This window comes from Pseudomonas sp. Irchel 3F6 (assembly GCF_900187595.1).
GTDB lineage: Bacteria > Pseudomonadota > Gammaproteobacteria > Pseudomonadales > Pseudomonadaceae > Aquipseudomonas > Aquipseudomonas siliginis.
On sequence record NZ_FYDP01000002.1, the window covers coordinates 307,098 to 320,536 of the forward strand.

The window sequence follows — 13,439 nt, forward strand, 5'->3', positions numbered from 1 at the left end:
AGTGTTGATCCGTGAGTGATTTGAGTCATATCCGCAATTTCTCCATCATCGCCCACATTGACCATGGCAAGTCGACGCTGGCTGACCGTTTCATCCAGATGTGCGGCGGCCTGGCCGAGCGTGAAATGGAAGCCCAGGTACTGGATTCCATGGATCTTGAGCGTGAACGCGGGATCACCATCAAGGCCCACAGCGTTACCCTCTATTACAAAGCCAAAGACGGCATCACCTACCAGCTGAACTTCATTGACACCCCGGGCCACGTCGACTTCACCTACGAAGTCAGCCGTTCCCTGGCCGCGTGCGAAGGTGCCTTGCTGGTGGTCGATGCGGGGCAGGGCGTAGAAGCCCAGTCCGTGGCCAACTGCTACACCGCCATCGAGCAGGGCCTGGAGGTCATGCCGGTACTGAACAAGATCGACCTGCCACAGGCCGAGCCGGATCGCGTCAAGGACGAGATCGAGAAGATCATCGGCATCGACGCAACCGACGCCGTTACTTGCAGCGCCAAGACCGGCCTGGGTGTCGACGAAGTGCTCGAGCGTCTGGTGCACACCATTCCTGCGCCGACCGGCAACATCGAAGATCCGCTGCAAGCGTTGATCATCGACTCCTGGTTCGACAACTACCTGGGCGTTGTTTCCCTGGTACGCGTGCGCCACGGCCGTGTGAAGAAGGGCGACAAGATTCTGGTCAAGTCCACCGGCAAGGTGCACCTGGTCGACAGCGTCGGCGTGTTCAACCCGAAACACACCGCCACCGTTGATCTGAAGGCCGGCGAAGTGGGCTTCATCATCGCCAGCATCAAGGACATTCACGGTGCACCGGTCGGTGACACCCTGACCCTGAGCTCCACCCCTGATGTGCCGGTGCTGCCGGGCTTCAAACGCATTCAGCCACAGGTTTACGCCGGTCTGTTCCCGGTCAGTTCCGACGACTTCGAGGATTTCCGCGAAGCGCTGCAGAAGCTGACCCTGAACGACTCGTCGCTGCAGTACACCCCGGAAAGCTCCGACGCCCTGGGCTTCGGCTTCCGTTGCGGCTTCCTCGGCATGCTGCACATGGAGATCATTCAGGAGCGCCTCGAGCGCGAATACGACCTGGACCTGATCACCACCGCGCCGACGGTAATTTTCGAGCTGGTGCTGAAAACCGGTGAAACGATTTACGTCGACAACCCGTCGAAGCTTCCGGATGTGTCGGCGATCGAGGACATGCGCGAGCCAATCGTGCGCGCCAATATCCTCGTGCCGCAGGAACATTTGGGCAACGTCATCACCCTGTGCATCGAGAAACGCGGCGTTCAGGTCGACATGCTGTTCCTCGGCAATCAGGTGCAAGTGACCTACGACCTGCCGATGAACGAAGTGGTCCTGGACTTCTTCGACCGTCTCAAATCCACCAGCCGCGGCTATGCTTCGCTGGACTACCATTTCGATCGTTACCAATCGGCTAATCTGGTGAAACTGGACGTGCTGATCAACGGCGACAAGGTCGATGCCCTGGCATTGATCGTGCACCGTGACAATTCGCACTTCAAAGGTCGCCAGTTGACCGAGAAGATGAAAGAACTGATTCCTCGTCAGATGTTCGACGTGGCGATCCAGGCCGCCATCGGTGGTCAGATCGTGGCCCGGACAACCGTCAAGGCACTCAGAAAGAACGTATTGGCCAAATGCTACGGCGGTGACGTCAGTCGTAAGAAGAAACTGCTCGAGAAGCAGAAGGCCGGTAAGAAACGCATGAAACAGGTCGGCAACGTGGAAATTCCACAGGAAGCCTTCCTCGCCGTGCTCAGGTTGGAATAATCAGGTCCTATGTCGCTAAATTTCCCGCTGTTGCTGGTCATCGCCGTGTTCGTCTGCGGCCTGTTGGCGTTGATTGATCTGCTGTTCCTGGCACCGCGTCGGCGGGCTGCCATTGCCTCTTATCAAGGCAGTGTCAGCCAACCCGAGCCTGTGGTGGTCGAGAAGCTGAACAAAGAGCCGCTGCTGGTTGAATACGGCAAGTCGTTCTTTCCGGTGCTGTTCATCGTTCTGGTGCTGCGTTCGTTCCTGGTGGAGCCGTTCCAGATTCCGTCCGGCTCGATGAAACCGACGCTGGACGTCGGCGACTTCATTCTGGTGAACAAGTTTTCCTACGGCATCCGTCTGCCGGTGATCGACAAGAAGATCATCGAAGTCGGTGACCCGCAGCGCGGCGATGTGATGGTGTTCCGCTACCCGAGCGACCCGAACGTCAACTACATCAAGCGTGTGGTGGGCCTGCCGGGTGACACGGTGCGTTACACCGCCGACAAGCGTCTGTTCGTCAACGGTGAGTCGATCGCCGAGAAGATGGCCGGCGCCGAAGCAGGTTCGCTGGGCAGCGCGGAGCTCTATCAGGAAAAACTCGGCGCAGCCGAGCACCTGATCCGCAAGGAAATGAGCCGTTACCGCGCCACTCCGGATCGTTCGTGGACGGTGCCTGCCGGGCACTATTTCATGATGGGCGACAACCGCGACAATTCGAACGACAGCCGCTACTGGGATGATCCGAACATTCCCAAGGATCTGCTGGGCATGGTTCCCGACAAGAATATTGTCGGCAAGGCCTTCGCGGTCTGGATGAGCTGGCCAGAGCCGAAACTCAGCCACCTGCCGAATTTCTCGCGGGTCGGCCTGATCAAGTAATCAAACACGGCGCTGTTGACCACAGCGCCGAATGCATTTCTGGAGCCGGCACAATCGGCTTCGCAATCGCCAGGATCTATTTTTTGAACACAGCGTTAATTGTCCCAGGCCTGCGCCGTACCCCGGCGATGGCAGTGGAAACCAGCCACGAACTCAGCGTGGGTAAACCGTGAGCGTTTCTCTAAGCCGTCTCGAGCGCCAGCTCGGTTACACCTTCAAGGATCAGGAGCTGATGCTGCTGGCCCTCACGCACCGCAGTTTTGCCGGGCGCAACAACGAGCGTCTGGAATTCCTCGGTGATGCCATCCTCAACTTCGTCGCTGGCGAGGCGCTGTTCGATCGCTTCCCGCTGGCTCGCGAAGGCCAGTTGTCGCGTTTGCGCGCACGGCTGGTAAAAGGTGAGACGCTGGCCGTACTGGCTCGCGGTTTCGACCTCGGTGATTATCTGCGCTTGGGTTCAGGTGAACTGAAGAGCGGTGGTTTCCGCCGTGAATCGATTCTCGCCGATGCCCTCGAAGCTCTGATCGGTGCGATCTACCTCGATGCCGGCATGGACGTCGCCCGCGAGCGCGTACTGGCGTGGCTGGCCGGCGAATTCGAAGGCCTGACGCTGGTCGACACCAACAAGGATCCGAAAACCCGCTTGCAGGAACACCTGCAATCGCGCGGTTGCGAACTGCCACGCTACGAAGTGGTGGATATTCAGGGCGAACCGCACTGCCGTACCTTCTTCGTCGAATGCGAAGTGGTCTTACTGAATGAAAAAAGCCGAGGTCAGGGTGTGAGCCGTCGTATTGCCGAACAGGTAGCGGCCGCCGCAGCACTGATTGCCCTGGGCGTGGAGAATGGCAATGACTGATACAAACGCAACTCGCTGTGGCTACGTTGCCATCGTCGGCCGTCCCAACGTCGGCAAGTCGACGCTGCTCAACCACATCCTCGGGCAGAAGCTCGCGATCACCTCGCGCAAGCCGCAGACTACCCGCCACAACATGCTCGGGATCAAGACCGAGGGCGACGTCCAGGCGATCTACGTCGACACTCCGGGCATGCACAAGGGTGGCGAAAAGGCCCTGAACCGTTACATGAACAAAACCGCTTCGGCGGCGTTGAAAGACGTCGATGTGGTGATCTTCGTCGTCGACCGCACCAAGTGGACCGACGAAGACCAGATGGTGCTCGAGCGTGTGCAATACGTGACCGGCCCGCTGATCGTCGCGCTGAACAAGACCGATCGCATCGAAGACAAAGCCGAGCTGATGCCGCACCTGAGCTGGTTGCAGGAACAGCTGCCGAACGCGCAGATCATCCCGATTTCCGCGCAGCACGGGCACAACCTCGAAGCGCTGGAAAAGGTCATCGCCGATCACTTGCCGGAGAATGATCACTTCTTCCCGGAAGACCAGATCACCGACCGCAGCAGCCGTTTCCTTGCCGCCGAACTGGTGCGCGAGAAAATCATGCGCCAGATGGGCGCCGAGCTGCCGTACCAGATCACGGTTGAAATCGAAGAATTCAAGCAGCAGGGCAAGACCTTGCACATCCACGCGCTGATTCTCGTCGAGCGTGACGGCCAGAAGAAAATCATCATTGGCGACAAGGGCGAGCGCATCAAGCGCATCGGCACCGAAGCGCGCAAGGACATGGAGCTGCTGTTCGACTCCAAGATCATGCTCAACCTGTGGGTCAAGGTGAAGGGCGGCTGGTCCGATGACGAGCGCGCGCTGCGTTCGCTGGGTTATGGCGATCTGTAAGAAGCGATCTCGAAAACACCGCTACTCACTGTGGGAGCGAGCCTGCTCGCGAAGAGGATGTAACACTCAGCATTGATGTTGACTGTCACTCCGCTTTCGCGAGCAGGCTCGCTCCCACAGTGGTTTTGGGTTGTATGTAAAACCGCGTTTCTTCATCGAGAACTCAATGTCGCAAAACCCGCCTCCCGCCCAACCCGCCTATGTCCTGCATTCGCGCGCCTATCGCGAAACCAGCGCATTGGTCGATTTCCTCACGCCGCAAGGTCGGCTGCGGGCGGTGTTGCGCAGTGCGCGGGGCAAGGCCGGGACGCTGGCGCGGCCGTTCGTGGCGCTGGAGGTCGAGTTCCGTGGCAAGGGCGAGCTGAAGAATGTCGGGCGCATGGAAAGCTCCGGCACCTCCGCCTGGCTCAATGGCGAGGCGCTGTTCAGCGGCCTCTATCTCAACGAGCTGTTGATTCGGCTGTTGCCTGCCGAAGATCCGCATCCTGCAGTATTTGATCATTACGCCGCGACCTTGCTGGCGCTGGCCGAAGGTCGACCGCTGGAGCCATTGTTGCGCTCCTTCGAATGGCGATTGCTGGATGATCTCGGCTACGGCTTCTCCATGAACACCGATATGCACGGCGAGCCTGTCGCGCCTGACGGTCTCTATCGCCTGCAAGTCGATGCCGGTCTCGAAAGGGTGTATCTGCTGCAACCCGGCCTGTTCAACGGTACCGAGCTGCTGGCCATGGCCGAAGCCGACTGGTCGGCGCCCGGTGCGCTGTCGGCGGCCAAGCGTCTGATGCGCCAGGCGCTGGCAGTGCATTTGGGCGGGCGTCCGCTTGTCAGTCGCGAGCTGTTTCGCAAGCCCTGATATGCTGTGCGCCGAATCTCTCAATTCAGGAGCGCATCCGTGACCAGCAGCAATCGCATTCTTCTCGGCGTGAACATCGACCACGTCGCCACCTTGCGTCAGGCCCGTGGCACGCGCTACCCGGATCCGGTCAAGGCGGCGCTGGATGCAGAAGAGGCGGGCGCCGATGGCATCACCGTGCACCTGCGCGAAGATCGCCGTCACATCCAGGAGCGCGACGTGTTGCTGCTCAAGGATGTGCTGCAAACGCGCATGAATTTCGAAATGGGCGTCACCGAAGAAATGATGGCGTTCGCCGAGCGTATTCGCCCGGCGCACATCTGCCTGGTCCCGGAAACCCGTCAGGAACTGACTACCGAAGGTGGTCTGGATGTAGCGGGGCAGGAGGAGCGCATCAGGGCTGCGGTCGAGCGTTTGTCGAAGATCGGCAGCGAAGTGTCGCTGTTCATCGACGCCGACGAGCGCCAGATCGCCGCCTCCAAGCGCATCGGTGCACCGGCCATCGAGCTGCACACCGGGCGCTACGCCGATGCCGAAACTCCCACCGAAGTGGCTGAAGAGCTCAAACGCGTCGCTGATGGCGTGGCGTTTGGACTGGCGCAGGGCCTGATCGTCAATGCCGGGCACGGCCTGCATTACCACAACGTCGAGGCCGTGGCGGCGATCAAAGGCATCAACGAACTGAACATCGGCCACGCGCTGGTGGCGCATGCGTTGTTCGTGGGCTTCAAGTCCGCCGTATCGGAAATGAAAGCGCTGATCCTGGCTGCTGCTCTCAAGGGCTAAGATCAAAAGATCGCAGCCTTGCAGCTCCTACAGGTGTACACATAACCCTGTAGGAGCTGCCGAAGGCTGCGATCTTTTGCTTTAAAGAGGGGCGGGCTCTTGCGCCGGTTTCGACTTGTCGATCGCCGGCACATGCAGGTTGCCCTCGGCCACCTGATCGCCCTCAAGCTGCGGCTGGGTCACCCAGGTCAGGATGTCGTAGTAGCGACGGATGTTCGCCACGAAGTGCACCGGCTCGCCACCCCGGGCGTAACCGTAGCGGGTCTTGCTGTACCACTGCTTCTGCGAGAGGCGCGGCAGGATCTTTTTCACGTCCAGCCACTTGTCCGGATTCAAGCCTTCCTTCGCCGCCAGTTTGCGCGCGTCATCCAGGTGGCCGCTGCCGACGTTGTACGCCGCCAGGGCGAACCAGGTGCGATCCGGTTCCTGGATCGAATCGTCGAGCTGATCTTTCATATAAGCCAGGTACTTGGCACCGCCCATGATGCTCTGCTTGGGATCGAGGCGGTTCGAAACGCCCATCGCCTGCGCGGTGTTCTGGGTCAGCATCATCAGACCGCGCACGCCGGTTTTCGAGGTCACCGTCGGCTGCCACAGGGACTCCTGATAACCGATGGCGGCCAGCAGGCGCCAGTCGACTTTCTCTTTCTTCGCGTAGTTCTTGAAGTGCTGTTCGTATTTCGGCAGACGCTGCTGCAAGTGCTGGGCGAAGGTGGTGGCGCCCATGTAGCCAAGCACATCGACATGGCCGTAGTAGCGGTCTTTCAGGCGTTGCAGGGTGCCGTTCTTTTGCACCTTGTCCAGATACGCATTGATTTCATTGAGCAGGCTGTTGTCTTCGCCCGGGCCCACCGCCCAGCTCTGGCTGCGCGCGTCGCCGAGGTCGAAGGCCACGCGGATGTTGGTGAAGTACACCTGATTCATCGCCACTTCGTTGGAGTCGACCAGGGTCAGGTCAATCTGGCCTTCATCGACCATGCGCAGCAGATCGACCACTTCAACGGCGTCGGATTCTTCGTATTCGATACCGGGATATTTCTGTTTCAGCGCGGCCAGTTGTTCGGCGTGGGTGCTGCCCTTGAGCACGGTGATCTTCTTGCCGACCAGATCCGCCGGATCGGTGGGGCGCGACTGACCGTTGCGGTAGATGATCTGCGGGGTGACTTCGAGGTAGGAGTGGGAGAACCGCACCTGCTTCTTGCGCTCGTCGCTGCTGACCAGACCGGCGGCCGCGAGTACCGGGCCGTTCGGCTTGCCGACCTGGTTGAACAGGTCATCGAGATTGTCGGCAGTCTCGATCTTCAGCTCGACGCCCAAATCGTCGGCGAAGCGCTTCACCAGCTCGTATTCGAAGCCGGTTTCACCGCTGCGATCCTGAAAGTAGGTGGCGGGGCTGTTGCGGGTAACCACGCGCAGCACACCATCCTCCTTTACGCGCTCGAGTGTGTTGGGTTTATCAACACAGCCACCGAGCATCAGGAAGAGTCCGGTTGCGATCAGCCATTTGGCGTATCGCGGACGCAAAGCCGTTGGGAAAAACATCTGCGCAGTATACGCAAACGGCCACGGGCGCCATATCTCGACAGCGTAGGACTAGTCTGCTAGCGATCACAAAATCGAACGAAATCCCTTGAATACGGGCCTTCAGGGCATTTTGTTACAGTAAAAATAAGCCATGCTGAAACGCTCGATTTACCTGACCCCGAAGGCAGAAACACAGATTGCTACCCGAGTGCAACCGTGCGTAGCGTTTCGGGTGATGTTGAGGTCGGTTTAGGCTAGAATGCACGGCCTCAAAGCACACCCCTTCCCGAGGCTGTCCCGAAGATGTTGATCCTGCGCGGCGCTCCTGCCCTTTCTGCCTTTCGCCACAGCAAACTCCTTGAGCAACTGAGCCAGAAGGTTCCAGCTGTCAGTGGCCTGTATGCTGAATTCGCTCACTTCGCCGAAGTCACCGGCGTCCTGACCGGCGACGAACAGCAGGTGCTAGCGCGCCTTCTGAAGTACGGCCCAAGTGTTCCGGTTCAAGAGCCGACCGGTCGTCTGTTTCTGGTGTTGCCGCGTTTCGGCACCATCTCGCCGTGGTCGAGCAAGGCCAGCGACATCGCCCGCAACTGCGGCCTGAGCAAGATCCAGCGCCTGGAACGCGGTATCGCCTTCTATGTTGCAGGGCAGTTCAGCGAAGCCGAAGCCCAGCTGATTTCGGACGCGCTGCATGACCGCATGACCCAGATCGTGCTGGCCAACCTCGAGCAGGCCGCCGGACTGTTCAGCCACGCCGAGCCGAAGCCGCTGACCGCCATCGACATCCTCGGTGGCGGCCGTGCCGCGCTGGAGAAGGCCAACACCGAGCTGGGCCTGGCCCTGGCCGAAGACGAGATCGACTATCTGGTCAACGCCTTCAACGGTCTGAAGCGCAACCCGCACGACATCGAACTGATGATGTTTGCCCAGGCCAACTCCGAGCACTGCCGCCACAAGATCTTCAACGCCAGTTGGGACATTGACGGCCAGAGCCAGGAAAAAAGCCTGTTCGGTATGATCAAGAACACCTATCAGATGCACAGCGAAGGCGTGCTGTCCGCTTACAAGGACAACGCTTCGGTGATTGTCGGCAACGTTGCCGGCCGCTTCTTCCCGAACCCTGAAACCCGCCAGTACGGCGCGGTGCAGGAGCCGGTGCACATCCTGATGAAGGTTGAAACCCATAACCACCCGACCGCGATTGCGCCATTCCCGGGCGCATCCACCGGTTCCGGTGGCGAGATCCGTGACGAAGGTGCAACCGGTCGTGGCGCCAAGCCCAAGGCCGGCCTCACCGGTTTCACCGTATCGAACTTGCAGATCCCGGGCTTCGAACAGCCGTGGGAAGTGCCGTACGGCAAGCCTGAGCGCATCGTCACCGCGCTGGACATCATGATCGAAGGCCCGCTCGGCGGCGCTGCGTTCAACAACGAATTCGGCCGTCCGGCGCTGACCGGCTACTTCCGTACCTTCGAGCAGTCGATCACCACCCCGCACGGCGACGAAGTGCGCGGTTACCACAAGCCGATCATGCTCGCTGGCGGCATGGGCAACATCCGTGAAGAGCACGTCAAGAAAGGCGAGATCGTGGTCGGCTCCAAGCTGATCGTGCTCGGCGGCCCGGCGATGTTGATCGGTCTCGGTGGCGGCGCGGCTTCGTCGATGGCCACCGGCACCAGCTCGGCGGATCTGGATTTTGCTTCCGTGCAGCGTGAAAACCCTGAAATGGAGCGTCGCTGCCAGGAAGTCATCGACCGTTGCTGGCAGCTCGGCGACAAGAACCCGATCAGCTTCATCCATGACGTTGGCGCGGGCGGTCTGTCCAACGCCTTCCCGGAACTGGTCAACGACGGCGATCGCGGTGGCCGTTTCGAACTGCGCAACATTCCAAACGACGAGCCGGGTATGGCCCCGCACGAAATCTGGTCCAACGAATCCCAGGAACGTTACGTGCTGGCAGTCGGCCCGGAAGACTTCGAGCGCTTCCAGGCGATCTGCGAACGCGAGCGTTGCCCGTTTGCCGTGGTCGGGGAAGCCACTGCCGAACCGCAGCTTACTGTCACGGATAGCCACTTCGGCAACAACCCGGTGGACATGCCGCTGGAAGTGTTGCTGGGCAAGGCGCCGCGCATGCACCGTTCGGTGGTTCGTGAAGCCGAGCTGGGCGATGACTTCGATCCGTCGAACCTCGACATCAGCGAGTCCATCGAACGCGTTCTGCATCATCCGGCCGTGGCCAGCAAAAGCTTCCTGATCACCATCGGCGACCGCACCATCACTGGCCTCGTCGCCCGTGACCAGATGGTCGGCCCATGGCAAGTGCCGGTGGCCGACGTTGCCGTCACCGCCACCAGTTTCGACGTCTACACCGGTGAAGCCATGGCGATGGGCGAGCGTACTCCGCTGGCTCTGCTGGACGCGCCGGCATCGGGCCGCATGGCCATCGGCGAAACCATCACCAACATTGCTGCCTCGCGCATCAACAAGCTCTCCGACATCAAACTGTCGGCGAACTGGATGTCGGCGGCCGGTCACCCGGGCGAAGACGCGCGTTTGTACGACACCGTGAAAGCGGTCGGCATGGAGCTGTGCCCTGAGCTGGGCATCACCATTCCGGTGGGCAAGGACTCGATGTCCATGGCCACGCGCTGGAATGACAACGGCGAAGACAAGACCGTCACTTCGCCGATGTCGCTGATCGTCACCGGTTTCGCGCCAGTGGCTGACATCCGTCAGACCCTGACCCCGGAACTGCGCATGGACAAGGGCACCACCGACCTGATCCTGATCGACCTCGGTCGCGGCCAGAACCGCATGGGTGCATCGATCCTCGCGCAGGTCCACGGCAAACTCGGCAAGCATGCGCCGGACGTCGATGACGCTGAAGACCTGAAAGCCTTCTTCGCAGTGATCCAGGGCCTCAACGCCGACGGTCATCTGCTGGCCTACCACGACCGTTCCGACGGTGGTCTGCTGACCTCCGTGGTGGAAATGGCCTTCGCCGGCCACTGCGGTCTGAGCCTGAACCTGGACAGCGTTGCCGAATCCGCTTCGGAAATCGCCGCGATCCTGTTCAACGAAGAACTCGGCGCAGTGATCCAGGTTCGCCAGGACGCCACCCCGGACATCCTCGCGCAGTTCAGCGCCGCCGGTCTGGGCGACTGCGTGTCGGTGATCGGTCAGCCGATCAACAATGGCCAGATCAACATCACCTTCAACGGTGACACCGTGTTCGAAGGCCAGCGTCGTCTACTGCAACGTCAGTGGGCCGAAACCAGCTACCAGATCCAGCGTCTGCGCGACAACGCCGACTGCGCCGAGCAGGAATTCGACGCGCTGCTGGAAGAAGACAACCCGGGCCTGAGCGTCAAGCTCAGCTACGACGTCAATCAGGACATCGCCGCGCCTTACATCAAGAAAGGCATCCGCCCACAGGTTGCCGTACTGCGTGAGCAGGGCGTCAACGGTCAGGTGGAAATGGCCGCCGCGTTCGACCGCGCCGGTTTCAGCGCGATCGACGTGCACATGAGTGACATCCTCGCCGGTCGTGTCGACCTCAACGAGTTCAAAGGCCTGGTGGCCTGCGGCGGTTTCTCCTACGGCGACGTGCTCGGCGCCGGTGAAGGCTGGGCCAAGTCGGCGCTGTTCAACAGCCGCGCCCGCGATGCGTTCCAGGGCTTCTTCGAACGTAACGACAGCTTCACGCTGGGCGTGTGCAACGGTTGCCAGATGATGTCCAACCTGCACGAGCTGATCCCGGGCAGCGAGTTCTGGCCGCACTTCGTGCGCAACCGCTCCGAGCAGTTCGAAGCGCGGGTGGCGATGGTGCAGATCCAGGAGTCGAACTCGATCTTCCTGCAGGGCATGGCCGGTTCGCGTATGCCGATCGCTATCGCCCACGGTGAAGGTCATGCCGAGTTCGCCAGCGAAGAGGCGCTGCTGGAAGCCGATCTGTCCGGTTGCGTGGCGATGCGTTTTGTCGACAACCACGGCAAGGTCACCGAAGCCTACCCGGCCAACCCGAACGGCTCGCCGCGCGGGATCACCGGTCTGACCAGCCGTGACGGTCGCGTGACGATCATGATGCCGCACCCGGAGCGTGTGTTCCGCGCGGTGCAGAACTCGTGGCGTTCGGAAGACTGGACCGAGGATGCTCCTTGGATGCGCATGTTCCGTAATGCGCGCGTCTGGGTGAACTAAGGCCTGTGTACAAGCTGGCGTTTTTTGTTCCTGACAGTCATGTCGAGGTGGTCAAAGGGGCTGTGTTCGCTGCCGGTGGTGGGCGGATCGGTGACTATGACCACTGTGCGTGGCAGGTGCTTGGCTCTGGTCAGTTTCGACCGTTGGACGGCAGTCAGCCGTTTGTCGGTCAGGCGGGGCAGGTTGAGCGGGTTGAGGAATGGAAGGTTGAGCTTGTCGTTGCGGATGAGTTGATTGTGGCTGTTGTGGCGGCGTTGAAACTCAGTCATCCGTATGAGACGCCGGCTTATGAGGTGTGGCGGCTGGAGGATTTCTGATCTTCTTTGCTGCTGGAACGGGAGACCCGCAGATGAGTGATTGTCTGCGGGTTTTTTGTTGACCTTGGTTTTGTTTTGATTTGGGTGAATATCCGTTGCTTCGGGTGTGGCGGCTGGCGGTTTCGCCCTTACGGCGACTCACTTTTTTTACAAACGCCTAAAAAAAGTAAGCAAAAAAACGCTTGCTCCTGCGTTCGGCCCTCGCAGGCTCGGGTTCCTTCGCTGCGGGATCGATCCGGGCGCAGCGGCTCCGGTTTGCTTCGCTGCACCTCCTTCCGCTGTGTCTGGCTGCGCCAGACGGTCGCTACGCTCCCACGCCCGGATCAATCCCTCCACTCAGCCTTCCGACGTCGCCGGTGGATCAAGATCAAGAGCAGGCGAGCTGACACTCGGCCTATTGAGTGGTGAAAAGCGTGTGTGTCCGGCTTTTGATTTGTGTTGTTGCTGCCCCTCACCCCAGCCCTCTCCCGAGGGAGAGGGGGCCGATTTTGTGTGGTTTGCAAATCCTGAGTTCAACTCGGACTTTCACGTCGGCGTACCTCGCCTGAACAACTCGATCAGTCCCCTCTCCCTCTGGGAGAGGGCTAGGGTGAGGGTGGCGATCTGGAGTGTGTTTAAAGCGGTATCTGAGTTCGCAGAACCTTCCCACAAGGTTTTCAGGTTGTCCGTCGGACGTGCGATCTCTAGTCTTTTGGTGTCGCCGAAACTTCGGCGATCGGGTGTGAGAACCCTTAGGAACTGTTAATCCACAATCAGTACCACCATAATCGCCGCCGGCATTCCTGCTGTCTGCATTGTTATGGCGGCTGTGTGCGGGCGGACTTCGGTCCGGCCGGGCTTGTTCCTACCGGTTTCTCACCCCGCACACTGCTGCCACCACTCCGCCGCGTGAGAAACGGCAAGTGATTGGCTATTGATTAGGAACGTATCAATGTCAAAACCTGTGCCTGATCCACCATACGAACCCACCCCCCTCGAACAAACCATCCGCGCCGACGACCTCGCGAAAAACCGCGAAGCGATCAAGCGGGCTCTGGATTTTTACCTGTGCCCGCAACCTGGCAAGGCGCACTCGCCCAGCACCATGTTCCTCATCCAGCCGGAAATCGACACCGAAACCCTGCTCGCCCGGCCTGTGAATCGCTCGCTTCAGCCAACACTCTGGCCAGTGATTTCGCTGATCAGTTGGGGCGACCGCAGCGCAATACGGCGCTGGCGATTCAGCAGATCATCATGCTCGCTGAGCTGGCGGTGAACCGTGCGCTGGATCGGGTGGATCCTCAGGCATGAAAAAACCACTGGGCCGTCAAGCCCAGTGGTTTTCCACAAC

9 protein-coding genes and 1 pseudogene are annotated in these 13,439 nt (G+C 60.2%); 9 read left to right on the top strand and 1 reads right to left on the bottom strand.

The genetic code is table 11. The annotated features are described in order from the left end of the window. Positions 1 to 11: 11 nt before the first annotated feature. The 6 genes from lepA to pdxJ all read left to right on the top strand — a co-directional run bounded on the left by lepA (position 12) and on the right by pdxJ (position 6,068). Positions 12 to 1,808 carry a translation elongation factor 4 gene (lepA, locus tag CKW30_RS07425; RefSeq protein WP_016771564.1) on the top strand — a complete coding sequence of 599 codons (1,797 nt, stop codon included), beginning with the start codon at positions 12 to 14 and terminating at the stop codon, positions 1,806 to 1,808. Between the two features lie 9 nt (positions 1,809 to 1,817). After that, a complete protein-coding gene (gene lepB, locus CKW30_RS07430) occupies positions 1,818 to 2,672 on the top strand; it encodes a signal peptidase I (protein WP_056783094.1) in 855 nt (284 codons plus the stop codon). A 169-nt stretch (positions 2,673 to 2,841) separates the two neighbouring features. Next, entirely contained in the window at positions 2,842 to 3,531 is a 690-nt protein-coding gene (gene rnc / locus CKW30_RS07435; RefSeq protein ID WP_024011703.1) for a ribonuclease III, read from the top strand. Beyond that, positions 3,524 to 4,426, top strand: a complete 903-nt coding sequence (gene era / locus CKW30_RS07440; protein WP_016771562.1) for a GTPase Era — start codon at positions 3,524 to 3,526, stop codon at positions 4,424 to 4,426. Before rnc ends, era begins: the two co-directional genes overlap by 8 nt. Before the next feature lie 166 nt (positions 4,427 to 4,592). Next, complete coding sequence (gene recO / locus CKW30_RS07445; protein ID WP_016771561.1) at positions 4,593 to 5,282, top strand: DNA repair protein RecO; 690 nt, start codon at positions 4,593 to 4,595, stop codon at positions 5,280 to 5,282. Positions 5,283 to 5,321: 39 nt separating this feature from the next. Beyond that, positions 5,322 to 6,068 (top strand): pyridoxine 5'-phosphate synthase, encoded by a 747-nt coding sequence (gene pdxJ, locus CKW30_RS07450; RefSeq protein WP_095180437.1) that lies wholly within the window; start codon positions 5,322 to 5,324, stop codon positions 6,066 to 6,068. 81 nt (positions 6,069 to 6,149) lie between these two features. Here the strand turns inward: pdxJ and mltF are convergent, their stop codons facing one another. Then, positions 6,150 to 7,610: a membrane-bound lytic murein transglycosylase MltF gene (gene mltF, locus CKW30_RS07455; protein ID WP_081932530.1), complete on the bottom strand. Its 1,461-nt coding sequence runs from the start codon at positions 7,608 to 7,610 to the stop codon at positions 6,150 to 6,152. A gap of 285 nt (positions 7,611 to 7,895) precedes the next feature. Here mltF and purL point away from each other — a divergent pair, with 285 nt between their 5' ends. The 3 genes and pseudogenes from purL (at position 7,896) to CKW30_RS07470 (ending at position 13,399) form a co-directional block, all read left to right on the top strand. After that, a complete protein-coding gene (purL, locus tag CKW30_RS07460; RefSeq protein ID WP_095180438.1) occupies positions 7,896 to 11,792 on the top strand; it encodes a phosphoribosylformylglycinamidine synthase in 3,897 nt (1,298 codons plus the stop codon). 5 nt (positions 11,793 to 11,797) lie between these two features. After that, entirely contained in the window at positions 11,798 to 12,109 is a 312-nt protein-coding gene (locus tag CKW30_RS07465) for a YqfO family protein (RefSeq protein WP_041479517.1), read from the top strand. A gap of 931 nt (positions 12,110 to 13,040) precedes the next feature. Then, positions 13,041 to 13,399: pseudogene (locus CKW30_RS07470) on the top strand (DUF6124 family protein). Positions 13,400 to 13,439 lie beyond the last annotated feature (40 nt).